At 60.1% G+C, this 23,400-nt stretch carries 19 protein-coding genes; 4 read left to right on the top strand and 15 right to left on the bottom strand.

The window, feature by feature from the left end; all coding sequences use genetic code 11:
* Nucleotides 1-318: 318 nt before the first annotated feature.
* The 10 genes from RYH70_RS12785 to RYH70_RS12830 form a co-directional block, all read right to left on the bottom strand.
* Nucleotides 319-1,101 carry an enoyl-CoA hydratase/isomerase family protein gene (locus tag RYH70_RS12785; protein WP_097058146.1) on the bottom strand — a complete coding sequence of 261 codons (783 nt, stop codon included), beginning with the start codon at nucleotides 1,099-1,101 and terminating at the stop codon, nucleotides 319-321.
* Between the two features lie 4 nt (nucleotides 1,102-1,105).
* Nucleotides 1,106-2,215, bottom strand: coding sequence for an acyl-CoA dehydrogenase family protein (locus RYH70_RS12790; protein WP_080531183.1), 1,110 nt, complete (start codon nucleotides 2,213-2,215; stop codon nucleotides 1,106-1,108).
* A gap of 8 nt (nucleotides 2,216-2,223) precedes the next feature.
* Entirely contained in the window at nucleotides 2,224-3,417 is a 1,194-nt protein-coding gene (locus RYH70_RS12795) for an acyl-CoA dehydrogenase family protein (RefSeq protein ID WP_179746516.1), read from the bottom strand.
* 321 nt (nucleotides 3,418-3,738) lie between these two features.
* On the bottom strand, nucleotides 3,739-4,875 hold the full coding sequence (locus RYH70_RS12800) for a porin (protein WP_063140449.1): 1,137 nt from the start codon (nucleotides 4,873-4,875) through the stop codon (nucleotides 3,739-3,741).
* 133 nt (nucleotides 4,876-5,008) lie between these two features.
* Entirely contained in the window at nucleotides 5,009-6,256 is a 1,248-nt protein-coding gene (locus RYH70_RS12805; protein WP_284456104.1) for an alkyl sulfatase dimerization domain-containing protein, read from the bottom strand.
* A 98-nt stretch (nucleotides 6,257-6,354) separates the two neighbouring features.
* The gene (locus tag RYH70_RS12810; RefSeq protein ID WP_317009232.1) at nucleotides 6,355-7,635 is read right to left on the bottom strand and encodes a DUF1254 domain-containing protein; all 1,281 of its coding nucleotides are present in this window, start codon (nucleotides 7,633-7,635) and stop codon (nucleotides 6,355-6,357) included.
* 104 nt (nucleotides 7,636-7,739) lie between these two features.
* Nucleotides 7,740-8,774 carry a TAXI family TRAP transporter solute-binding subunit gene (locus RYH70_RS12815; RefSeq protein ID WP_063140452.1) on the bottom strand — a complete coding sequence of 345 codons (1,035 nt, stop codon included), beginning with the start codon at nucleotides 8,772-8,774 and terminating at the stop codon, nucleotides 7,740-7,742.
* Nucleotides 8,775-8,831: 57 nt separating this feature from the next.
* On the bottom strand, nucleotides 8,832-10,937 hold the full coding sequence (locus RYH70_RS12820; RefSeq protein WP_317009233.1) for an acetate--CoA ligase family protein: 2,106 nt from the start codon (nucleotides 10,935-10,937) through the stop codon (nucleotides 8,832-8,834).
* Nucleotides 10,937-11,968 carry a TAXI family TRAP transporter solute-binding subunit gene (locus RYH70_RS12825; protein WP_063140454.1) on the bottom strand — a complete coding sequence of 344 codons (1,032 nt, stop codon included), beginning with the start codon at nucleotides 11,966-11,968 and terminating at the stop codon, nucleotides 10,937-10,939. Before RYH70_RS12825 ends, RYH70_RS12820 begins: the two co-directional genes overlap by 1 nt.
* An 80-nt stretch (nucleotides 11,969-12,048) precedes the next feature.
* Nucleotides 12,049-13,953 (bottom strand): TRAP transporter permease, encoded by a 1,905-nt coding sequence (locus RYH70_RS12830; RefSeq protein WP_097058152.1) that lies wholly within the window; start codon nucleotides 13,951-13,953, stop codon nucleotides 12,049-12,051.
* Nucleotides 13,954-14,383: 430 nt separating this feature from the next.
* Here RYH70_RS12830 and RYH70_RS12835 point away from each other — a divergent pair, with 430 nt between their 5' ends.
* Nucleotides 14,384-15,700, top strand: a complete 1,317-nt coding sequence (locus RYH70_RS12835) for an alkyl sulfatase dimerization domain-containing protein (RefSeq protein ID WP_233916641.1) — start codon at nucleotides 14,384-14,386, stop codon at nucleotides 15,698-15,700.
* A 21-nt stretch (nucleotides 15,701-15,721) separates the two neighbouring features.
* Here the strand turns inward: RYH70_RS12835 and RYH70_RS12840 are convergent, their stop codons facing one another.
* The 5 genes from RYH70_RS12840 to RYH70_RS12860 form a co-directional block, all read right to left on the bottom strand.
* Nucleotides 15,722-16,498 (bottom strand): TetR/AcrR family transcriptional regulator, encoded by a 777-nt coding sequence (locus RYH70_RS12840; RefSeq protein ID WP_055099290.1) that lies wholly within the window; start codon nucleotides 16,496-16,498, stop codon nucleotides 15,722-15,724.
* Between the two features lie 79 nt (nucleotides 16,499-16,577).
* Complete coding sequence (locus RYH70_RS12845; protein WP_317009234.1) at nucleotides 16,578-16,937, bottom strand: RcnB family protein; 360 nt, start codon at nucleotides 16,935-16,937, stop codon at nucleotides 16,578-16,580.
* Nucleotides 16,938-17,066: 129 nt separating this feature from the next.
* Nucleotides 17,067-17,534, bottom strand: coding sequence for a bacterioferritin (bfr, locus tag RYH70_RS12850; protein ID WP_022996496.1), 468 nt, complete (start codon nucleotides 17,532-17,534; stop codon nucleotides 17,067-17,069).
* A gap of 227 nt (nucleotides 17,535-17,761) precedes the next feature.
* On the bottom strand, nucleotides 17,762-19,942 hold the full coding sequence (locus RYH70_RS12855) for a 3-hydroxyacyl-CoA dehydrogenase NAD-binding domain-containing protein (protein ID WP_317009235.1): 2,181 nt from the start codon (nucleotides 19,940-19,942) through the stop codon (nucleotides 17,762-17,764).
* A gap of 22 nt (nucleotides 19,943-19,964) precedes the next feature.
* The gene (locus RYH70_RS12860; protein WP_022996494.1) at nucleotides 19,965-21,176 is read right to left on the bottom strand and encodes an acetyl-CoA C-acetyltransferase; all 1,212 of its coding nucleotides are present in this window, start codon (nucleotides 21,174-21,176) and stop codon (nucleotides 19,965-19,967) included.
* Between the two features lie 182 nt (nucleotides 21,177-21,358).
* Between RYH70_RS12860 and RYH70_RS12865 the strand changes: the two genes are divergently transcribed.
* The 3 genes from RYH70_RS12865 to RYH70_RS12875 all read left to right on the top strand — a co-directional run bounded on the left by RYH70_RS12865 (nucleotide 21,359) and on the right by RYH70_RS12875 (nucleotide 23,339).
* Nucleotides 21,359-21,823 carry a hypothetical protein gene (locus RYH70_RS12865; protein ID WP_317009236.1) on the top strand — a complete coding sequence of 155 codons (465 nt, stop codon included), beginning with the start codon at nucleotides 21,359-21,361 and terminating at the stop codon, nucleotides 21,821-21,823.
* Entirely contained in the window at nucleotides 21,813-22,448 is a 636-nt protein-coding gene (locus RYH70_RS12870; protein WP_284456098.1) for a superoxide dismutase, read from the top strand. Before RYH70_RS12865 ends, RYH70_RS12870 begins: the two co-directional genes overlap by 11 nt.
* A 111-nt stretch (nucleotides 22,449-22,559) precedes the next feature.
* Nucleotides 22,560-23,339, top strand: coding sequence for a glutathione S-transferase N-terminal domain-containing protein (locus tag RYH70_RS12875; RefSeq protein ID WP_035450928.1), 780 nt, complete (start codon nucleotides 22,560-22,562; stop codon nucleotides 23,337-23,339).
* The last annotated feature ends 61 nt before the right edge of the window (nucleotides 23,340-23,400 follow it).

Consider the following 23,400-nt stretch of genomic DNA (forward strand, 5'->3'; position numbering starts at 1 on the left):
AGTTGCTATAAAGGTCAAGTCGAAGGTTCTTGGTTGTTTGGCGAACCTCTGGGTCAAAGACAGGACACTACCCCAAAGCAAGGTAACGGCCACGCCCTGGCTGGAGGCCTGGTTTTTCTTTTCAGGGCAGCGCAGCAAGCCGCTTGCACGCCGATTCGCTGCCAAGGCAGCTTCCCACAGGCTGGAGCTACGGAGCCGCCGTGGGAAGCTGACTTGCCAGCGAATGCAGCGCGCAAACACCGAAGCCACCCGAATTTTGTGGAAAAATAGAGGCCCCTCACATTGAGAAAGGGGCGCGATGCTTTCACGTCCAGCCGCTCAACATCCTCTAAAGTGAGGCCGGCGTTTTTCCAGAAAGGCGCTGGCGCCTTCGACGAAGTCCTCGGAGGCGAACGTTTTCGCCGCGGTTTCCCGCTCCACCCGCAGGCGCTCCACCAGATCCACCGGCAGCGCGGTGAACAACCGCTTGATCGTGGCCTGAGCCAACGGCGGCCCGGCGGCGAGACGGCGTGCGTGTTTCAGTGCGGCTTCCAGAGCCGCGCCCTGCTCCACGCGCACGTCAGCGAGACCGATATGAATCGCTTCGTCCAGTGACACTTCCTCACCGGTGAGCAGAATCCTCCGCGCCCGACCAGCGCCAACGCGAAAAGGCAGCGCCCACCAAAGGGCGCCATCCGGCGCCGCGCCAACACGAATCTGCGCGGCGCAGAAACGGGCGCCCTCCGCGGCCACCATCAAATCACAACAGGCGGCCAGCCCCAGACCGGCACCGAAAGCGGGACCTTCCACCGCTGCTATATACAGTTTCTCCGACGTCAATATGCGTTGCAGCAAAGGGCCGCCCGCTTCCAGACGCTGGCGGATTTTTTCCACGTCGCGGATACGGCGCAGCGCATCCAGGTTACCGCCGGCGGAGAACACACCCCCCGCCCCGGTCAACACCATGACGCGCAGGCTATCGTCGTTTTCAAACCGCTCCATGGCTTCCAACAGTCCCTCACGCACGCCGGGCGCGCCCATGGAGTTTCGCATGGCATAGGCGTTGATGGTGACCACCGCCACTGCTTCCCGGGTTTCCATCAATACCGCTTGTTCCGTCATCGTCTCAGGCCTCCATACGTTCGAGATAAAGCTGACCGTTATACGTGGCGTCACCGAGCAGCCGGCTCAGTGCATTCACGCGTAACAGATAACGGCCGATCCCCAGTTCCAGTGTCATGCCGATGCCGCCGTGCATCTGAATCGCCTCCCGGCATACGCGATCACCCACCGGTACCGCCAGCGCCATTGCCGCGAAGGCGTCGGCGTGGGTCGGTTCGTGGATCAGACTTTGTGCCGCACCGGACACCAGCGAGCGCAGCATTTCCAGATCCGCATGCAGATCGCTGGCACGATGTTGCAAAGCCTGAAAGCGGGCCAGTTTGGTCCCGAACTGTTCGCGTAATCGCAGATAGTCCAGAGTACGTTCCAGGGCGCCCTCGCACGCGCCCAGAGTTTCCGCCGCCGCGGCCAGGGCACCCTGCGCCAGCGCCGCTTCCAGCGCCGCCCGCGCCTCCGCCCCGCGGGCCAGCACCGCCTCTTCCGGTAGCAAAGCATCATTGAAGGTGAGCGTCGCCAGGCTGCTGCCGTCAAAGGCCGCGTAAGGCGCCACCGCCATTCCTTCTGTCTCCGGCGCCAGCAGCACCAGCGCGAGCTCACCATCCAACCGGCAGGAAACGATGAACGCGTCGGCACCAGCGGCATCCATCACCGCTCTTTTTCGGCCATTCAACATATAGCCCGGCTGGCATCGCTGCCCCTCTATTGCCGTGTGATGGTGGTCATACCCGGCCCCATCTTCCAATGTGGCCAGTGTCAGAGTTGCCTCGCCGGCGGCCAACCGTCGCAACCATTGATCCCGCAAGGCACCCCTCGGCGAGCACGTCAACGCGGTGCCGGCCAGAATCAACGACGAGAGAAAAGGCGAGCGCAGTTGGTCCCGGCCAAAACGACGGCACAACACCGTCAGCTCCACCGGCCCCATGCCGCCACCGCCGTGCTCCTCGGGTAGCGCGATCCCCAACAGACCCAACTCAGCCAGCTCATGCCACAAGGGCAGGCGGGCCACGTCGGCGGACAGCAGCGCCTGATCCCGGCGCGGGTCCCATTGCTTTTCCAGCAACCGTGCCACCGTGTCTTCGATGAGTTGCTGCTCTTCGGTCAACATAAATTCCATGGGATACCTCACAGATCGAGCACGTGCTTGGCGATGATATTGCGCTGCACTTCATTGGAGCCGGCGGCGATGGCCGGTCCTCGCAGGTAGTAGCGGGACTCCGCCACATAGCGGGCATCACCGCCATCGTTCAACAGGTCCCGGGGCAAGCCGTCATAGGCGGCATCGGCGGCGAGCGCATCGATACCGGCGATGTCCATGATCGCTTCATCCACCGCCTGGTTAATGGCCACCCCTTTCAGGTTGAGTGATGAGGCGAAGACACCAATACGGCCATCGCGAATCAGCATTTCCAAACCGCGGCGAGTGGCGAATTCCAGAGCCTTCACCTGTACCGCCACCTCGGCGATGCGCGCTTTGAGATCAGCTCTTTGATAAAGCGCTCCGGATTCGTCCTGGTTGGCTTTGGCCAACGCCAGCAGACGCCCCAGCTTGCGCCGCGCCTCGGCGTGGCGGGAGGTGGCCAGCCGCTCGTGTTCCAGCAGAGCTTTGGCCGTGGTCCAACCGGTGTTCTCCTCGCCGATACGTTGCTCCACCGGCACTTTTACATCTTCCAGCAACACCTGATTGAGCAAGTGCGCACCATAGAAATGATGGATGGGCTCGACACTGACCCCTTCGCTACGCATATCCAGCAGCAGGAAGGAAATACCTTTCTGCTTCTTGGCTTCGGGATCGGTGCGAACCAGACAGAACATCCAGTCGGCATAGTGGGCATAGCTGGTCCAGATCTTGCCACCGTTAACGCGATAGTAGTCCCCTTCACGAACCGCCCGGGTCCGCAGTGCCGCCAGATCCGACCCAGCGGAAGGTTCCGAATACCCCTGACACCACCATTGATCCATATTCAGGGCACCGGGCAGAAAACGCGCCTTCTGCTCCTCGGTACCGTATTCCAGCAAGATCGGCCCCAGCATGCGGGTATTGAAAGGCGGTATGGATGGCGCTCCGGCCAAAGCCATCTCTTCCTCGAAGACAAATCGCTTTTGCAGACTCCAGTCCGTGCCACCCCAGCGTTTCGGCCAATGCACCGCGCCCCAGCCCCTGGCAACCAGCTTGCGTTGCCAGGCGATCGTCTCGTCACGGCTGACGTCCCTGCCCTGCGCCACTTTCAGGCGAATAGACTCTGGCACTTCACTGGCCACGAACTCGCGAATCTCCTGTCGGAATCGGATTTCCTCCGATCGGCTCAGATCCGTCATCTTCAAGCACTCCTGTTGATGGTTTACGGGGTTTGGGGCCACTGAACTGCCCCGTCTGCCCTGGAGGGTTAAAAATTGCCGGGAGCAATTTTTAACGTTGCTCCGCGACGGCCCGAAGGGTGACCGCCACGGACGGCGGTCATAAAAAAACGCCGGCCAAGGGCCGGCGCGAAAAAGGACACGGCAGGCGGTGTCATCATCGGCACTACATTCGACACTACTCCGGCGATGGGGAGAGCGTCCGCCCCGGAGAGTCTCGACACCGCCCGGACAACGTGGAGGATGTCCGGAGAACACACCGCATCCAGTGGACAACGGCATTCAGAACTTCAACTGGGCGCCGATGGACAAAGCCCACGGATCTCGCCCGGCCAACGTGCCCACTTTGTCGCCGTGGGCATAATCCACGCCTCGGTAGGCGGCGTTGTCACCGTTTTTAGTCACCGTGTACATGGCATGCAGCAGTACCGAATCACTGAGGGAATGGAATACACCAACGCTGTATTGATCCGCTTCATCGTCTCCGGCCTCCGACTCTTCAGCATGATTCCATTGCGCAGCCAGATTCCAACGTGGCACTACCGTATATTGGGCTTGCAATCCATAGGCTTCACGATCAAGAGAAGCGAAATCATCCGGACTGATATCCTCGTAGATAGCACCAAGAGTCAAAGCCGAGAATTTATATTTGGCGAACACACGCCAAGCATCGAGGCTCCCCGTGGTCGCAAAATCGGAGTAATGAATATAGGCACTGCTCAACTGCAGTCCGCCCCCCTTCCAGTCCAACCAAATGCTTGAACTGTCGCGATCATTATCATCCGCGCCATTAACAGAGCCGGCCTGATCAGCCGCATACTGCAAAGCCACGTTGACACCAGCCAGGCGGAACTTCCAGTTCAGGCTGTTAGCGCCGAACAAATCCAGTCGGCCGCCGGCGCCCGCCGAGGGTGCGCCGAGAATAGCGTGGGAGTCAGCCACCGTGGTGTTGAAATAACCGAGATACGACACTCCCAGGTTCTTGAATGGCGTGTTGATGCGTCCCACCAGGAAAGTACCTACTGGTGTACCCAATCCCAGAAAGCTGTCACGGGTGGTCCAGACGTCATTACCGTCGGTGTCATCCATGTCAACCTGCTGCTCGTACTGCCAGAGGAACGTATAATCCTCGTTGTAAGGCACCTCACCGCGAAAGCCAATCATCGTGGTGTTGCTGGAGACACCGATTCCGCCTTCGGAAAGCAGCGGCGAGGTGTCCGCTTGCGCATCACTGACATCGGAGTCCACGTAGTCCACCGACATGCGCAGCGCCCCATACAACTCCATTTTCTTTTTAATCGCCTGTTCCGGATGAATAACGTCTTCCAGAACTTGAATATCCGCAGCCTGTGCTGACAGTGGCAGCAAAGCCATCAGCAGACCGGAGCCTGCCGCAGTGAAAAGAGGACGGATTGTCATTAGTTTCTCCTCGAATCGTTTTTTGTGGTCCACCGTCCATGGCGACCACCCTGCGGGCCGCCGCTGGCGCGGCGTCAAAAATCGCTCCCGGCGATTTGTTTGTTGTTTCATTAGTACGGGTCAAAACCCGGGGTTATCTCTCGTTTAGTCGCGTCGCCACCGAACGATAGATTTGCGCGGAGACAAAAGACGGAGAGGCCTCCGCCAGCTGTTCCAGAATTTCCGCCTTCAGTGCGCGGGCACGAGCTCCGATTTCGTCCTGGCTACGCTCCGGAGACAGAAGATCCAGTACATGCAAAGCCAGTTGCGGCTGGCCTTCCTCCCGCTTGCGCCGTGCCACCGTCAGCACCTGTTCGGGGTCACTGATTGCCTCGCGTAGCGCGGCCGCCACCGCATCAGGCTCCCCCGGATGCAGTTGGGTGGCATTGCGGTCCCACCAGCCGTTCTCGGAGCGCCAGATATCGCGCACGATGTACTCCGGCATGCCGTAGCTGGGCTTCATCAACGGATGGCCAAAGATCTCATCCGGGTAGGCGATGTCGTGCAGGATCTCCGCTTCGGTCATACCGCGATTCATCCGCTTCACGGTTTCCTCTCGCAGATAGCGCAAAGCTTTGATGGTGAGGGTCATGGCTTCACGAACGGCTTCCCGGCCTTCAATCGGCCTGCCGAATTCGGGAATCAGCATTTCCGGCTCCAGCGCCAGCAGCCTTTCCATGGTTTCCGCCCAGCGCACCGGATCACGCAGCGTGCGCAAGGGTGTGCCGATATTGGGAATGGATTTGATGAAGGCCGGTCCGGCATAAAGGATCTTCTCCTCCGGCAACCACAACGCCATGGCGTCGTCGGTTTCCGAAGGCGCTTCCAGGATCTCCACCTGACGGTCACCACCATCGATGACGTGGCGTTCGCGGAAGGTGATGTCCGGATAGGTGAACCATTTTTCCGGCGCGGTTTCCGGAAATTGGGAATTGAACTGCAGCCCATTGAGATGCGCCTGCAAGCCCCAGGTCTCCTGGTAGCGGTCATAGCGGCGCGGCAGGTTGGCCTGAGCCACCATTTTCGGCCGCGGATGACCGCGCTCGGCGGCGTCCGCCAGCCAGCTGTGCGCACCGTGGTTGTAACCCAGATGACCGTGGCTATAGACAATGGCCAGCACGGGCTTATCAGTCAGTTGGCGAACGTGTTCGATCATCGCCCGGGTGATCTTGCCGCCGGGGCCGGAGTCCGTGATCACCACGCCATTGGCGGTTTCCACCACTACACTATTGCCCTGCCCTCCGAGCAAATGGACACCGGGTGCGATCGTCTTGAGGTCCTTGTTGGCGAGCAGAAATTCGCCAAGGATCGGCGATTCCTTCTTGTTACTGTTGCCCGTCATGACATATCTCCTGCGTTGTCACCGGTGGCGGGCACAGGGGCGCCCGTAACGGCCACCGGTGGTGCCGTTGGAAAAAGGGAAAACTGGTGATTCAGCGTTTACAGACGCTCGACGCGCGGTAGCCTGTAACGGCCTTCCATCAGATCCGCCTTGGGCATGTAACCTCGGAAAAACAGGGCGAAGGGCCCCTCGTTGGCAGGCAGCCAGTTGCTTTCGCGATCCGCGCCGGGACTGCGCGCACCGATCCAGAGATCCAGGGAGCCATCCTCGTTGTATTGCAGACCGGGACTACGATCCCCCACGGCGTAACGACGCAACGGGGTATCGGCGAAAAAGAACTGCCCGTCGTCCATGGCTTCGTACAGCGTCAGGGACCAGAACGAATTCAACGGCGGCATGGCGCCGGCGGGGAAATGCAGACGGTAGTTCTGGTTGCCATCGAACAGCCCCTCTTCGGCATCCCCTTCGGCCCGCATATAGATGGCTTCTTCCAGCGGTAAGGCGCCCAGGCCACCCACCGATACCACGGCGCGCAACGTATAATTCTGGCCATAATCACCATTGCGCATGCTGGGATAAGTCCAGCCGTCAATGGCGCTGCGGCGCGCGCGCTGGATCTGAACCAGCCAGTTCTTGGCCTCGTCCACACCCTGTTCAATCGCTTCCGCCTGCTCCTGATCGAAAGCCTCCGCGTCGAACACCTGGTCCGGGCCGATACCCAGAGCACGAATCTGCTCCAGAATCAGGCCATCGGTGACCGGAGGCGGCTCACGGCGCAACAGGCGATTGGCGGTGGCCAGATACTCACGCCAGCCGGCGGAACGCTGTACCGGATCCCCCGGTGCCACATCCTCGGAGGGCGCGCCCTCATGGACGAACAAACCGTCCTGCACGGCGCAGGCCGCTGTCAGATCGTCGGGGCCATCCACCAGAATACGCGCCAGCGCCCAAACTCTGGGCGTCGGTGCGCGGACCACATTGGTGGCATCCTCCGGCACCGCCTGATGTGGACCGACCACGGTATAAACCCCGCCGTTATTCCCGGTGGTACGGGTACCGAGAATGTCGAAGTTGTTGGTGTACATGTCCATGAACGCCAGCGAGAAGTAGCGCTCGCCGGTGGCCGGCACGGTAATCTTTACCGGCCCTTTGGAAAGATCCAGCCAGGCATCGGAGTACAGGGTGTCGTTATTCGGCGTGGTTACCCAGCGGCTGCGGTGCGTCAGCAGCTTGCGGGCATGGTTGAAGACGTTGGCCCCGGCTCCCATGCGCCATTTACGGGTGGTTTCCATGATCACCAACGGAACCGTGTAGATGTACGCGCGCTTGGCGGCGGACTTCAGCTCGGCCGGCGACACCGGCGTAAATTCACTGCTCATGTTGCTTCCTCTTACTCTTTTTCAAAGGGCACCTCCAGACCGCCCGGGCTCAATGCCGGCAGCAAGACTCCGGGAGGATGTCCAGGTTATTTTTGCCGCGTGTCTTAACGGGCTTCCGGCGGCACCATCGCATCCGGCACGTCCAGGCCGATTTCCCGGTAGTAACGCAAGGCCCCGGCCTGCAGCGGCGTGTTCACCTGATTAAGTGCGTTCTCCAGCGTTATGGAATCCATGAACTTGGCGGCGTCGTGGAACGTCTGAAGATTCTCGAAGATGGTTTTGGTGATCTGATATCCCAGTTCGGGGTCCAAATCCTTCTGTGTACCCAGGGTTACCCAGGTACCGACGGTTTTCACCGGACCTTCGTTGGTCTGGTTCTCGCCATAGATACCGGCGGGAATTTCCGCAATGGTCCGGCCGGGCAACGACATCACTTGCTTCATCGGCTCGCTATCGAAGGCCTCCTCGGGAATCCCCAGGAAACGGACCTTTTGCAGCAGCACTACTTGCTCGATGGAGGCCGACGGCAACTGGGTCGGACCGATATACATATCCACCTGACCGTCCTGGAAGGCCTGCTGCCCGGAGTTCCAGTCCAGCTTCGCCATCTCATAATCCTCACCCGCCTTGTAGCCGGTGGCCCCTTCGATGATGGACAAGGCAACCAGGGTCGCGGCCCCACCTGGCGGTCCAATGAAGACACGGCGATCCTTGATGTCCTTGAGCGAACGGATACCCGATTTCTCGTGCACCATGATGTGGTACGGTCCGAGCGGGAAGCTCATGATGGTGCGGATGTTCTTGAACAGCTCCGGCGCGCTGGACATTTTGCTGAACATGCCCGTGCCGGTGCTCATGAAGTGATTGATCGATTGACTGCCAATGTACAGATCCACCTGCCCCTTGGCGGCGTCCAGAGTGGAACGGGTGGACGCCATACTGGACGTCATGTTGATGCGAACCGGCAAGTGCTTTTGCAGCACCGACTGCAGCGTCACCGAAAACACATAAGGGGACGACCCTGGCTGAGCGGTATGCATCCGCAGATTGGCATCAGCATTGGCGTAGCTGGCCAGCGATACGGTTGCCAGGAGCACCAGACCACTCGCCCAGCGGATCAAAGGATGTTTAAGTTTCATTCCAATCTCCCGATTTGTTGTTTTATCTAGCTGTTACTTGATTTCGAGCGCCCGATATCAGCGCCCTATGACCAGGGCATCCAATGCCACCACGCCCCGCCCCTCGGCACGCACGCGCACCGGGTTGATGTCCAGACTTTCCAGGCCGTCCCCTGCGGCCACGGCAAAGCGCGACACGTTCACCAGCAGATCGGCCAGGGCACCGATGTCCGCCGGCGGCTGCCCGCGAACGCCATCGAGAATCGCTTTGCCACGCAGCTCGTTGATCATGTCCATGGCCATGTCCCGGTTCAGCGGCGCGCTGCGGAAGCTGACGTCCTTGAGCACCTCCACCAATACGCCACCGAGCCCCAGCATCACCACTGGCCCAAAGGCAGGATCCCGCTGCACGCCGACGATGCATTCCACGCCCTGTTCTTCCATTGGCGAGAGCAGCACGCCATCGATGCGAGCCTCAGGGCAGGCACGGCGAGCCGCGGCGAGCACCTCATCGCTGGCCTGGCCAACGGCCTCGGCGCCACGCAGGTTCAGGCGCACACCACCGATGTCGGATTTGTGCAGAATGTCGGGGGAAGCGATTTTCGCCACCCAGACGCGGGAGTCTTGTGCGACACGGACCTGGGCCTCGGCCCCATCGGCGACCAGATGGGATTCCGGCACCGGCACTCCGAAGTCGGCCAGCAGTTGGAAGCTGTCCGCCTCCGAATAACTGCCGGTGCGCAACGTTACGCTGGCCCCGCGCGAATCCACCGGCACCGCCGGTTTTTGCTGTTGCCGGGCAAACCAGGCCAGGGCGGACAGCGCGCGAATCGCACGGGTCGGGTCCTCGAAGGCAAGACAGCGATTACGTTCCAGCAAGGCGCGCACCGGCTCCTTGAATACCGATACGGCACAGAACACCCGATCCGGATACCGGTCGCGAACCCGGCCGATCTGCTCGGCGATGTGCTCCCCCATGGGACCTTGACCGGCCGCGGCCAGGAAGGCGGCGACCAGGTGGTAATCACCCTGCTCGAGCATGATGTCGAGGCTGGTCTCGAACAGACCGATGTCGTTGGTGATCTGCCCGGTGATGTCCACCGGATTACGTGGCGCGGCGAACGGAACCAATTCCCGGATGCGGTCCTGAGCTTTTTGGTTAAGCTCTGGCAGCGCCAGCCCTTCATCGGCGGCGGCGTCCGCCATCAGCACGCCGGCACCGCCGGACACCGTGAACACACCGAGGTTTTCCCCGCCCGGGATACCCGCCACGGAAAAGGCGTAGCCCACATCGAAAAACTCTTCGATGGAATAAGCCCGATACACGCCGTACTGGCGGAACACCGCATCAAAGACCGCATCTTCGCCGGCCAGCGCGGCGGTATGAGACGCGGCGGCCTGGGCACCGATATCGGTGCGCCCCACTTTGGTCATCACCACCGGCTTGCCAGCGGCGCGGGCCTCGGCCAGGGCGGCTTCCAGTTTCCAGCCGTCGCGGCAACCTTCCATATAGCCCAGGATCACATCGGTGTCCGGATCCCGCGCCAGCCAGCTCAGGCAATCGGCGAAATCCACGTTGCCTTCGTTGCCGGTGGTGATCCAGTAGCTCAACCCCAAACCGCGTTGACGGGCCAAGGTAAAGGCATAGGCGCCATAGGCACCGCTCTGACTGATCAGGCCGATACGCCCTTTTGGCGTCACGCCTTGCCCCACCACGGGTGAGAACGTCGCGAACACTTTCTCGGAAAGATTCATGAAACCGAGACAGTTCGGTCCAAGAATACGAACACCGGCCGCGCGGGCACGAGCCATCAGGGCTTCCTGTGCCAGGCGCCCTTCCTCGCTGATCTCCGCGAAGCCGGATGAAAACAGGACAATACCTTTGACGTCGGCGGCAATGGCTTCGTCCACAGCCTGATCGACCAGCGCCGCCGGCACCGCGACGATGGCCAGATCCACTTGCCCGGCTACTTCACCGATGCGGGCGTAGGCCTTAAGCCCCTGCACTTCCGAGGCCTTCGGGTTGATCGGGAAAATCGGCCCTTCGAAGCCTTGGGCGAGCAGGAACGCGATCGGCAGGCCGCCGATTTTCGTCGGCGTGGCGCTGGCGCCGATGACCGCCACCGAGCGGGGCCGGAACAGACGATCCAGATCTTCGATAGTGTGTTCTGATACTGCGCTCATTAACGTGCCTCCGGTGGAATCAAGTGATCCGGAAGGTCAACGCCGGCCTCCCGGTAATAACGAACCGCGCCGGCGTGCAACGGGGTTCTCATCTCCGTCAGAGCATTCTCCAGGGTGATCTCTTCCATGAACTTCGCGGCGCCATGGAAAGCAGACAGGTTCTCGAACAAGGTTTTGGTGATCTGGTACACCAGCTCTTCATCCAGCTCCTTGCGGGTACCCAGGCCAGCCCAGGAACCGATGGTTCTTACGTCCGTCTCGTTGGTTTGATTTGCACCGTAAATACCGGCGGGGATGGTGGCCCGGGTCCGCCCGGGAAGGGCCATGATTTTCTTCATCTGGTCGGATTCGAACGCGTCATCGGGAATCCCCAGGAAACGGACTTTCTCAAGCAATGCCATCTGCTCCATCGAAGCGGACGGTAGCTGCGTTGGCATTACCAACATGTCCACATGTCCATCCTGGAAAGCCTGCAGACCAGAGTTCCAATCCAGTTTTGCCAGCTCATAGTCCGTGCCAGCCTCATAGCCGGTGGCGCCTTCGACAATGGAGATGGCCACCAGAGTAGCCGCGCCACCCGGCGCGCCGAGAAAGATACGACGCCCTTTGATGTCCTCGAGGGAGCGAATACCGGATTTTTCGTGGACCACGATATGGTAGGGACCGGCCGGGAACGTCATGATCTGTCTGACGTTCTTGTACAGTTCTGGCGCCGTTTTCATTTTGGCGAACATACCCGTGCCGGTGCGCATGAAATGATTGATGGACGGGCTGCTGATAAACAGATCCGTCTGCCCGCGCGCCGCATCCAGCGGCGAACGCGGCCCGGTAACGCCGGCCGTCATATTGATCTTCACCGGCAGTTTCTTCTGCAGAACCGACTGCAAGGTAACGGAGAAAACGTAGTATCCCGAGCCGGGCGTGGCGGTCTGCATACGCAGATGGCTCTCCTGCGCCTGCGCGGCTTGGCCCAGCGCCAGGGTGGCGGTCAGTACACAGGCCGCCCGTTTTATCGTTCTCAATCCAAACATTCTTTTCTCCTTTTGGGGGCTCTGCTGAGCCCCTTACTTCCAGGGACTCCGAGCCCCTCTCTCTTCTACTTATCTGTCTTTCACTTATCCGCCGGTGCGCAACCAAGCCAACGCGGCCTGCGGTGCGGCATGAAATCAAACAACAGGATAAGCAGCGCCAGAGCCAGACCAACCAGTTCCACCGAGGTGCCGCGCGCCATCAGCAATGCCGCCACCACCAGTCTCAGAATCCGCGCCAGCATGCCCAGCCGCTCACCGCCAAACCCTGCGAATCCCGTGGTTACCGCCCACACCACCAGAGTCAGGCGCACCACGCCCCAGGCCAGATCCAATGGATCAAAGCCCTCCACGATCAACAGCAGCGACGGATTGAATACGAACAGGAACGGCACCAGAAATCCGACCAGAGTCAGACGTACGGAGAGCATGGCCACTTTCATCGGGTTGGCCTCGGCCAATGGCGCCGCTGCAAAGGCCGCCAGGGCCACGGGCGGAGTGATGGCGGACAACACACCGAAGTAAAGAACAAACAGATGCACGGAAAGCAGCGGTACATCAAAGCTGGTCAGCGCGGGGCCCATGACCAGAACGATGATCAGATAGGCCGGCAAGGTCGGCATGCCCATGCCAAGAACCAGGCAGCCCAGCGCGGTCAGTATCAGACTCAACAGCAAACTGCTCTCGCCCAGTCCGGCCACCGCCTGTGCGAAGCTCAGCCCCAGACCCGTCAGATCCATGCCGGCGATGACGATACCAATGGCGCCCACCGCGATCATGATGCGCGAGCCGGCCACGCCCCCCTTTGCCAAGGCGCCAATCAATGCCCAGGGACGGCGGCGGATCTCCGGATTGAGGAAGCCAAAGACCATTGCCACCAGCGTCGCCCACACCCCGGCCATGGCCGGTGAGCGGCCCGCGGCCAACACCAGAATCACCGTTAGCACCGGCGCCACGAACATCAACGACCGCAGCCAATCGTCCTTGGTCAGCACCGGTAATTCATGTTCCGGAGTGGGCTTTATGCCAAGCCGGCGAGCCTCGTAGTACACGGCCGCGAAAAGAGCGATTACGTAGAACGCCGCCGGCAATAACGCCGCCACGCAAATCAACAGATAAGGCGTGCCGGTAAGCTGCGCCATCATGAAAGCGGCGGCGCCCATGACCGGTGGAATCACCTGCCCACCCGTGGAAGCGGCGGCTTCAACGGCACCGGCGAAGGCCGGGCTGAAACCACGCTTCTTGATCATGGGAATGGTGAAAGCGCCGGTCCCCGCCACGTTGGCGGTAACACTGCCGGACATGGTGCCGAACAGCATGCTGGCGAAGATCGCGGCATGGGCCGGACCACCGGGCAGACGGCCGGTGACACGAATGGACATACGCACCAGCGCCGGACCAGCACCGGTAGCCTCGAGCATGACGCCAAAGATGATGTAGATGAACAGCAACTCGATCATCACCGCCACCGGCGTGCCGAATACACCACTGAAGCCGTACCACATTCCCTGCATGATCTGATCCAGGGAGAAACCGGCGTGCCGCAAGGCGTCAGGCAACAGATCGCCCCACAGGCAGTACAGCAAGGTCACACCGGCGAACAAGGACAGTCCGAGGCCGAACTCCCGGCGGGTCAGTTCAATTACCGCCACTACGCCCACCAGTGCGATCAACTGATCGGTGCGGCTGTAGTCAACCAGCATGTTTTCCATATCACCGGCGAAGGCCAGGAAACGGGCAACCGCCAACAGAATCGCACCGACCAGGACCAGGTCGATGAGCCAGAACAAGGTTCGAATCAATGCGGTACGTGGCGGATTCACCACCACCAGCGGCTTGACCAGTACGGCGACGAGAATACACGCAGCGAACGTCAACGGACGCTGATAGCTCGGATCAAAGATTCCGAAAAGAGACGTATAAATACTGATGGCGGCCAGAGCCACGGCAATCGCCAGGCCAAGCCGACGACTTGAATCTGTGAGCACTCTCCCTCTCCCGCGGACATCGAAGTCCGCCTTGGTTTTGTTGTGTGCTCATCAGATCATGCCCAATTAATGACTGTCAATTAGATAGTCGTTATCACCGCAGAAAGAATGACAATTTATTCATTGCCCTATTCTACTCCCTCAGGAATCGGTGAACGGCCGTTCAAGATGTAAATTCTCATTTCCTTCGAACCATAACTATCTGTTTTTATTGATTTTAACCACATAACAAGACACCTGTAACGCACAGGTGTCGGCGCGTAAAATCACACCTCGAAGGCATCTCGACTCATGTCTTTATCCTTTGGATTGAAGCCGTCCCTCCAAAAAAATAATGTGGGAACATGAATTCTGTCTATCTTTTCTAATGTTCCGGCATTACTTTAGGTAACACTCTGTTCCTGATTTTCACCCTCGGAGGAGACCTCAAGTGATCAACGAAGAACTAAGAACCATCGGCGATGCCTGCTGGGAGCGGTTTGATTTCGGCCGCGACTGGAACCGTCATCTGCATGGCAGTCAGGTCATACCGATCAACGACCACCTGGCTTACATCGCGTCCAAAGGCGTGGTGGGCAACGTTACCGTTCTCAATACCGGAAAGGGCCTGGTGGTGTTCGACAGCGGCAGCCGCAATACCGCCGCCGCCATTCATAAGGCGATCCGCGCCTGGTCGGACCAGCCCATCCGTCATGTCGTCTATACCCACGGCCATCTGGACCACGCCTTTGGCACACCACTGTTCGACCAGGAAGCGCAACAGGCCGGGGAACCCAAACCCGAGGTCATCGGCCAGGCCAACATCCGCCGCCGTTTCGAGCGCTATCAGAACAGCGCTGGATGGAATGCACGCATCAACGGCCGGCAGTTCAAGGTGGCGGGCTTCCACTGGCCGGAAGAATACCGCTACCCGGACCGCTTCTATGAAGAGCAGATGATTCTGGAATGTGGCGACTGCCAGGTGGAACTCAACCACGGCATGGGCGAAACCGACGACCATACCTGGAGTTGGATTGCGCAAGATCGCACCGTTATCACCGGGGATTTCATCATCTGGGCGGCACCCAATGCCGGCAACCCGCAAAAGGTTCAGCGCTTTGCCCACCAATGGGCGCAGGCGTTGCGCGCCATGGCGGCAAAGAAGCCGGAAGTGCTGGTGCCCGGCCACGGACCGGCGGTGTTCGGTGCCGACCGTGTCGCCACGTTACTGGACGACACCGCCACTTTCCTGGAGACCATCCATGACCAGACTCTGGAGGGCATGAACCAGGGCTTGCCCCTGGCCGATATCGTGCAACAGGTCACTCTGCCCGAGGGTCTGCTTGACAGACCCTACCTGCATCCCACCTACGACGACCCCGAGTTTCTGATTCGCAACGTCTGGCGGTTGTACGGCGGTTGGTATGATGGCAATCCGGCGCATCTGAAACCAGCGCATCCGGACACGTTAAGCGGCGCCCTGGCGGAGCTCTGTGGTGGAGCACAGGCGCTGACGCAGGCCGCGGCCAGACACCTTGACCAGGGTGATCTGCGCCTGGCCGGCCACCTCAGTGAAATGGCGGTGCGCGCGGAACCGGATAATCAGGAGGCTCACCGGGTTCGCGCGGCGGTGAATCAGGAACGGGCCAAAGCGGAGACCTCGCTGATGGCCAGAGGCATTTTTACCGATGCCGCCAATGCCTCACTAAAGGCGCTGGGCGACGATGGTGACCCGGGTTATCCCGGCCGCCGGGTTGGTATTGGTTGACGGGTAGGGATACCGGCGGCGTTATTGATCGTCGCCGGTGCCGGCTTTCTGTATCATGGCGATGTCCGTATAGGAAGGCAGGTCATACAACTCGGAGGCTCCACGAATCGCTTCCAGTGTTTCCGGCGATAACGGCGCATCGTACATGGCAGCGCTGCAGGCAATGATGTCCTCAATCCGAATCCAAGCCTCCTCACGACGAAAGCTCTCGCCTTTTTCCGACTGAATCCGCTCAATCGTCGCCATGCCATTGGTGTGCATGAATAACATACTGAGGAAACGTTGCTCGACGATCGCCTTGGGCAAATAGGGTTTGGCCTCCTTAAGCGCATCCAGACACTTTTCCATACCCGCGCCATACATTTCGTTAAAGTGAAGCCAGGTACTCCGCTCCATGCGCAATTGCACCAAAAAACGCAGGTAATATCCGGGTTCCTGTGTGCCAAACAAATAACGGGCCAGGGGCATCATCCCGCAGCGCATAATCTGTTCCGTGGACAGAGGCTTACCGGCCGCCTGACGGCGGGCCTCCTCGAACATGGCATGGCGGTCCGCGTCTATCGGCTTGGAGCGCATCGCCAGAATGGACTCAATGATCGCTTCCCGGGAACCAAAGTAATAGTGGATCGCCGATTCGTTTTTCTGCCCGGCTTCCTCACGAATCTGGCGCAGAGAAGCCCCCTGCACCCCATTCATGGCGAAAACCTTCTCCGCCGCCAGCGTCAACTCCAATTTGGTTCCGGAAATCTCTTCCGCTTTGCTCTTTTTACGACGCGTGGGTTTCCTTGCTGCCGCCATCCTTTTCCACCCTCAGCACAAGTTAATGGAACAATACTAACATCATTCCATTAACAGGGGAGTGGTGACAAACCGGCCCTTACGAGCCGGCGATGATGGAGACAATGACGCCGGTAGCGATGGCGGTGAGCAGAAAGTCATTATCCACTTTTACCCAGTGGTGGCCCGGCTTCGGTGCCGGCAGTCCATAACGGCCGTACTCCTTCACCACGTAACGAGGTTCGCGGTAGCGCTTGGGCAACAGCTTTCCCTTCCAGTCGGCATGGCGAGGACGATGCTCACCACCATGGGAAGGACCTTGATGGGCCTGCTTAGCCGGCCCGTGATGGCCCGCGGGGGCCCGCTGATCAGGTCCTTTACCCGGCTGCGACCAAGCCAGAGAAGACGACAGCAGCAAGCTGCCAACAAGGGCGAGAGCGAGAGTTTTGCGGCTTTTCATGGTCGGCTCCTGTTTCCTCTTGATGGAACCAGGATGGGCCGGTAATGCGCAAACACCGTGCCGACTTTGTGCAAATATTAGGAAGCGAGTGATCGCCGTGGCACCGCCCGGCGATCCGATGACGCCGGATCAGGACATCTGCGATTGGCGGTAGTTTTCCTCGCCGATGTGCTTGATCAAACGGAGCTGTTGCTCCAGCCAGTGGGTGTGATCCTCTTCCGTGTCCTGCAATTGCTGGCGCAGCATTTCGCGGGTCACGTAATCCCCCACCGACTCGCACAATGCCATGGCTTTGGCCAGATCCTCCCGCACTTTGTATTCGAGACGCAGATCCGCCTCCAGCATCTCCATGACGGTACGGCCCGGAGACATGGCGTGGGGCGTCATATCCGGTACGCCTTCCAGGAACAACAGCCGCCGCAGAATGGCATCCGCGTGTTCGGTCTCTTCCTGCATCTCGTGGTTGATGCGCTCATAGAGACGGCCATACCCCTGATCCTCGTACTGGCGTGAATGCAGAAAATACTGATCGCGGGCGGCCAGCTCACCGCGCAGCAGCTCCTGCAAACACTTGATCACATCAGGGTGGCCTTTCATGGAAAACTCCTCGAATTACAGCTAGCCGGAATACGCGCACAGTATGACGCGCCCTGTTGCGGCGCGCCAGCCCCGCCGAAGATTTTTTCATTTAATTCAAAGAGTTAGATTACAGGTAGCAGAGAAACGAATCGCAACCAGAATGGTTATCGAGCGCACCGCCGCCCCCATAACGCAAAAAGCCCGGATCAAACGACCCGGGCTTTGGTGTCTCACGCAAAAGCGGGCTATTTGAAGATCTCACCTTTCTCCGCTTTTTCCACCAGCAGCGGCGGCGGATTGAAACGCTCCCCGTAGCGGTCGGCCAGTTCCTCGGCACGGGCCACGAAGCCGCGCAGGCCACCCTCGTACTGGTTCATATACTGCACCACACCGCCGGACCAGGCCGGGAAACCGATGCCGAAGATGGAACCAATGTTGGTGTCGCCAACAGACTCGATCACCCCTTCCTGGAAGCACTTGACCGTTTCCAGGGCTTCGGCGAACAACATCCGCTCCTGCATATCCTTGAACGGAATCGCTTCTAGGGCCGGGAACTGCTCCTTCAGACCAGCCCAGAGATGCGCCTTGCCATTTTCCGGATAGTCGTAAAACCCTTTGCCGTCCAGCTTGCCGGGGCGCTCCAGTTGGTTGACCATTTTCTCCATCACCGCCAGCGCGGGATGAGCCTGGGGACTGTCACCCTGCGCCTGCGCCGCCTGCTTGTACTCACCGGCGATCTTCAGGGACAGTTTCATGTTGATCTCATCGATCAGCTTGAGCGCGCCCACCGGATAGCCTGCCTGGGTGGCGGCCTGCTCGATGGAGTTGGCGTTCTGCCCTTCGCCGACCATGGCGATGGCCTCGTTGATGAAGGTGCCGATCACCCGGCTGGTGAAGAAGCCACGGGAATCGTTGACCACGATCGGGGTCTTGTTGATTTGCAGCGTGTAGTCGAACACCTTGGCCAGCACTTCGTCGCTGGTGTTCTCGCCACGGATGATTTCCACCAGCGGCATTTTGTCCACCGGGCTGAAGAAATGGATGCCGATAAAGTTGTCCTGTTTCTTCACCCCTTCCGCCAGGCCTGTGATCGGCAGCGTCGAAGTGTTGGAGCCCAGTACCGCGTCCGCGTTGACCACGTCCTCGATTTCCTGGAACACCTTGTGCTTCAGTTCGGTGTTTTCAAACACCGCTTCGATAACGAAGTCCACGTCTTGCAGATCTTTAACGTCAGCGGAGGGCGTAATACGGGAAAGGATTTCTTCTTTCTTTTCCTTGCTCATCTTGCCCTTGGCTACCGCCTTGTCCAACAGCTTCTCGGAGTACGCCTTGCCTTTCTCCGCGTTCTCCAATGAGACATCCTTGAGCACCACCTCGGCACCGGAACGGGCGGTAACGTAGGCGATCCCCGCGCCCATCATGCCGGCACCCAGCACCGCCACTTTCCGCGCTGTGTATTTCGGCACATCCTTGGGACGGCTGGCGCCGGCGTTGATGGCCTGCAGATTGAAGAAAAAGGCGGTGGTCATGTTCTTCGCCACCTGACCGCAAGCCAGCTCAACGAAGTAACGGCCCTCGATCTTGATGGCGTTGTCGAAGTCCACCTGGGCGCCTTCCACCGCCGCCGCCAGAATATTGCGTGGTGCCGGATAATTGGCGCCTTTGAGCTGCTTGCGCAGATTAGCGGGGAACGCCGGCAGGTTCTGCGCGAAACCGGGGTTGTTCGGCGCCCCGCCGGGAATCTTGTAGCCCTTCTCGTCCCAGGGTTGTTTGGCTTTGGGATTGGCTTTGATCCAGGCACGGGCCTGTTCCAGCATCGCTTCCGGGGTATCCACGACTTCGTCGATCAGCCCCAGTGCCTTGGCCTTGTCCACCTTGTGGCGCTGGCCTTGCAGCAGAACCTGCATCAGGGCGTTCTGAATCCCCAGCATGCGCACGGTGCGTACCACACCGCCGCCGCCGGGCAGCAGCCCAAGAGTGACTTCCGGCAGCCCGAATACCGCCTTCGGATTGTTCAGTGCGATACGGCGATGACAGGCCAGGGCGATTTCCAGACCACCGCCCAGGGCGGTGCCGTTCAACGCGGCCACCACCGGAATCCCCAGCGTTTCCAGGGTGCGCAGCTGTGCCTTGGCGGTTTCCACACCGGCGGAAAATTCCGCCGCCCGCTCCGGCGTTACCTGGATCAGATCGTTCAGATCGCCGCCGGCAAAGAAGGTGCTCTTCGCCGAGGTAATGATCACCCCGGTGATGTTGTCCTTTTCTTTTTCCAGCCGCTCGACGGTGGCGGCCATGGAACGCATATAGCGCTCGTTCATGGTATTGGCGGATTGCTTGGGATCATCCAGGACCAGGGTGACGATATTGTCCGCGCCCTGTTCCCAGCGGATGGTGCTTTCTTTGTCGTTAGAGGTTTGCTCATTCATGATTCTTTTCTCTCCGTCCGGCTCACAGGCGCTCGATGATGGTGGCGATCCCCATGCCACCGCCCACGCAGAGGGTGCACAGTCCGTACTTCTGGTCACGGCGTTCCAGCTCATCCAGCACGGTGCCCATGATCATGGCACCGGTGGCCCCCAGCGGATGGCCCATGGCGATGGCACCGCCGTTGACGTTCACTTTGTCGTGACTCAGGCCCATGTCCTTCATGAAACGCATGGCCACGGAGGCGAAGGCCTCGTTGATTTCCACCAGGTCGATCTGATCGATGGTCATGCCGGCTTTCTTCAGTACCTTGCGGCAGGCCGGCGCCGGGCCAGTGAGCATGATGGTGGGATCAGCGCCGCTAATGGCGGTGGCCACCACCCGCCCTCTCGGCGTCATGCCGAAATCCTTGCCCACCTGGGCGTTACCGATGGCCACCAGCGAAGCGCCATCGACAATGCCGGAGGAGTTGCCACCGGTGTGCACGTGATCGATCTTCTCCACCCAGTGGTATTTCTGCAGCGCCACGGCGTCGAAGCCGCCCATTTCGCCCATGACGGCAAACGACGGATTCAAGTTGCCAAGCACATCGGCGGTAGTGCCCGCGCGCACATGCTCGTCCCGGTCCAGCACCACCAGACCATTGCGGTCCTTCACCGGCACCACGGAGCGCTGGAAATAGCCTTTTTCCCAGGCATTGGCGGCACGGGCCTGGGATTCGGCGGCGAATTCGTCCACATCGCGACGGGAAAAGCCTTCGATGGTGGCGATCAGATCGGCGCCGATACCCTGAGGCACGAAGCCGGTTTCGTAGTTGGTGATCGGATCCATGGCCCAGGCGCCGCCGTCGGAGCCCATCGGCACCCGGCTCATGGCTTCAACACCGCCGGCCAGAATCAGATCATCCCAACCGGACGCCACTTTCTGGGCCGCCGTATTAACCGCTTCCAGGCCGGACGCACAGAACCGGTTCAGTTGATAGCCCGCCACCGTTTCCGGCAGACCAGCGGCCAGGGCCGCGGTTTTGGCGATACAGGCGCCCTGGTCCCCCACCGGCGAGACCACGCCGAGCAACACATCGTCGATGCGGTTGACGTCCATGTTGGGGAAGCGATCGCGCAATTCATCGATCAGCCCCACCACCAGATCCAGAGGTTTGACGGTATGCAGGGAGCCATCCTTCTTGCCGCGCCCACGGGGGGTGCGGATGGCATCGTAAATATAGGCTTCGGTCATGTAAGCGTTCCTCTCGCCCTCGCGGCCTGAGCAGGCTCGGCGTTCCGGGGTAACGATAATTATTGAGGTGAACAGATATTGAGGCGAACAGAGTGCCCGAGGGCCGGAACGGCCACAATGACGGGAGCGATCACGGATGCTGAGCGAAAAAGACAGCATTTTGCTTTTCTTCATGCTTTTAAATGATAGTAATTCGCATTACTATTTATGGAATGGACAGCAAAGCCCTGCTCCGGCTAGGTAACGAAGCCTTCGCCACGCAACGCTACGCCGAAGCTCAGGACCGCTACCGCCAGGCCATCAGCGTCCTGGCAACCGCCCTCCAATGCCGGCGCCCCGCCGACACCCACGCCCTGATTCTGTATTCCATCGCCATTCAGAACCTCGCGGACACCCACGCCCGGCGCGAACGGCCGGAGTTGATCCGGGATGTCCTGCTGGAAGGCTGTCTGCATCTGGCCCTGTGGATGAACGGAGCGTTGTCACGGGGTATCGGCGGCTGCGCGCTGGGCGAGTTTGGCCGGTTGAGAATACGGTTGCTGGCTTTGCATCAATCCGGCGCCGGACCGCTCGATCCACATCAGCAGCGGGCACTGGAGGACGCCACACGTCTTTTAACGTTAGAAGGTAGTTACCATGATTCATGAGTTTCCGGACTTACCATACGCCTACGACGCCTTGGAGCCGGTGATCGACGAGACCACCATGCGCGTGCACCACACCCGCCACCATCGCACCTATTACGACAAGTTCGTTGCCGCCATTCGCGGCAGCGATCTGGAACAACAACCAATGGAGACCATTTTCGCCCGCGTTTCCCAACACCCGCCGGCGGTGCGCAACAACGGCGGCGGCTATTACAACCACACCCTGTACTGGAATGTGATGTCACCGGATGGCGGCGGCGATCCGGTGGGCGCGCTGGCAGACGCTCTGCTGGTCAAGTACGGTTCCTTCGACGAGTTCAAAACGGCTTTCGCCAACGCCGGCATCAATCAGTTCGGCTCCGGTTTTGCCTGGCTTTTGGTTACCAGGGAGGGGGACCTGGCGATCAGCGCCACCGGTAATCAGGACAACCCGCTGATGGACACCGCCGAGGTGCGCGGTGCGCCGATTCTGGGTTGTGATGTGTGGGAGCATGCCTACTATCTCACCTACATGAACAAGCGCCCGGACTACATCGACGCCTGGTGGAAAGTGGTCAACTGGCCCTACGTGGACCGGCTGTACGAAGAAGCGCTGACCCAGGCACCGCGGCAACAATCGGCCTGATGGCGGCATCGCTCCTGGCGCCCCTTAGCCTGTTCATGATCCTACCGGCGCCAGGGCCATTGTTCCGCCGTGGCGTCATGGCCAAGGTAGAGCGGAACAAGGAGGAGCCTTATGTCATATCTGGATATCGTCCGCTCACTGGCTTCCAGCGCCGCGCAAAATGGCCGGGGCATTGCCACCCGCCCGCGTGACAAGCAGCCGGAAGAGCCTTTGGAATTGTACGACATCGAAGCCTGTCCCTATTGCCGGCTGGTGCGTGAAACGCTCACCGAGCTGGATCTGGACGTACTGATTTTCCCTTGTCCCAAAGGCGGCAACCGTTACCGGCCTCTGGTGGAAAATCTCGGCGGACAAACCCGCTTCCCGTTCCTGATGGATCCAAACACCGGCGCGGCGCTCTATGAGTCCGAGGACATTATCGATTACCTGCACCGGGAATACGGCGACCGCCTGCCGCCCGGGCGCGGGCTGGCCTCCCGCTTGCGACTCGTGTCGTCGTTCACCGCATCGGTGCCCCGAGGCCGCCGTGGACTGCGCGCCCGCCCGGCGGGCTTGGCGGAACGGCCGCTGGAGTTGTACTCCTTCGAGGCCAGCCCGTTCGCGCGCCTGGTGCGGGAACGGCTGTGTGAGATGCAACTGCCGTATCTGATCCGGCAGTGCGGCCGGGACCAGTGGATGGACTGGGTGCTGCCGGCGGTACGCGACCGCCTGAACCTGAATTACCGGCCCAGCCAGCGCAACCGGCGGCGTCTGATCACCATCACCGACATGGTGGCGATCCCGTATCTGGTGGATCCGAACACCGGCGAGGAGCGTTATGAATCGGCTTCGATCCTGGAATACCTGGATTACGCCTACCAGGAACCCGATACCGCGCCCCGGGCAGTATGAACAGGGTCGTATGAATATTGCGTTGCGCCTCTTCTCCGCCGCCGGGTTCAGTGATATATAG

This window comes from Alloalcanivorax xenomutans, assembly GCF_032810065.1.
GTDB classification, from domain to species: Bacteria; Pseudomonadota; Gammaproteobacteria; order Pseudomonadales; family Alcanivoracaceae; genus Alloalcanivorax; species Alloalcanivorax xenomutans.

What these genes read in the sequence shown, in the direction of transcription:
- RYH70_RS12785 (WP_097058146.1), bottom strand. Translation starts at nt 1,101, where the DNA reads ATGACGGAACAAGCGGTATTGATGGAAACCCGGGAAGCAGTGGCGGTG.
- RYH70_RS12790 (WP_080531183.1), bottom strand. Translation starts at nt 2,215, where the DNA reads ATGGAATTTATGTTGACCGAAGAGCAGCAACTCATCGAAGACACGGTG.
- RYH70_RS12795 (WP_179746516.1), bottom strand. Translation starts at nt 3,417, where the DNA reads ATGACGGATCTGAGCCGATCGGAGGAAATCCGATTCCGACAGGAGATT.
- RYH70_RS12800 (WP_063140449.1), bottom strand. Translation starts at nt 4,875, where the DNA reads ATGACAATCCGTCCTCTTTTCACTGCGGCAGGCTCCGGTCTGCTGATG.
- RYH70_RS12805 (WP_284456104.1), bottom strand. Translation starts at nt 6,256, where the DNA reads ATGACGGGCAACAGTAACAAGAAGGAATCGCCGATCCTTGGCGAATTT.
- RYH70_RS12810 (WP_317009232.1), bottom strand. Translation starts at nt 7,635, where the DNA reads ATGAGCAGTGAATTTACGCCGGTGTCGCCGGCCGAGCTGAAGTCCGCC.
- RYH70_RS12815 (WP_063140452.1), bottom strand. Translation starts at nt 8,774, where the DNA reads ATGAAACTTAAACATCCTTTGATCCGCTGGGCGAGTGGTCTGGTGCTC.
- RYH70_RS12820 (WP_317009233.1), bottom strand. Translation starts at nt 10,937, where the DNA reads ATGAGCGCAGTATCAGAACACACTATCGAAGATCTGGATCGTCTGTTC.
- RYH70_RS12825 (WP_063140454.1), bottom strand. Translation starts at nt 11,968, where the DNA reads ATGTTTGGATTGAGAACGATAAAACGGGCGGCCTGTGTACTGACCGCC.
- RYH70_RS12840 (WP_055099290.1), bottom strand. Translation starts at nt 16,498, where the DNA reads ATGGCGGCAGCAAGGAAACCCACGCGTCGTAAAAAGAGCAAAGCGGAA.
- RYH70_RS12845 (WP_317009234.1), bottom strand. Translation starts at nt 16,937, where the DNA reads ATGAAAAGCCGCAAAACTCTCGCTCTCGCCCTTGTTGGCAGCTTGCTG.
- bfr (WP_022996496.1), bottom strand. Translation starts at nt 17,534, where the DNA reads ATGAAAGGCCACCCTGATGTGATCAAGTGTTTGCAGGAGCTGCTGCGC.
- RYH70_RS12855 (WP_317009235.1), bottom strand. Translation starts at nt 19,942, where the DNA reads ATGAATGAGCAAACCTCTAACGACAAAGAAAGCACCATCCGCTGGGAA.
- RYH70_RS12860 (WP_022996494.1), bottom strand. Translation starts at nt 21,176, where the DNA reads ATGACCGAAGCCTATATTTACGATGCCATCCGCACCCCCCGTGGGCGC.
- RYH70_RS12865 (WP_317009236.1), top strand. Translation starts at nt 21,359, where the DNA reads ATGATAGTAATTCGCATTACTATTTATGGAATGGACAGCAAAGCCCTG.
- RYH70_RS12870 (WP_284456098.1), top strand. Translation starts at nt 21,813, where the DNA reads ATGATTCATGAGTTTCCGGACTTACCATACGCCTACGACGCCTTGGAG.
- RYH70_RS12875 (WP_035450928.1), top strand. Translation starts at nt 22,560, where the DNA reads ATGTCATATCTGGATATCGTCCGCTCACTGGCTTCCAGCGCCGCGCAA.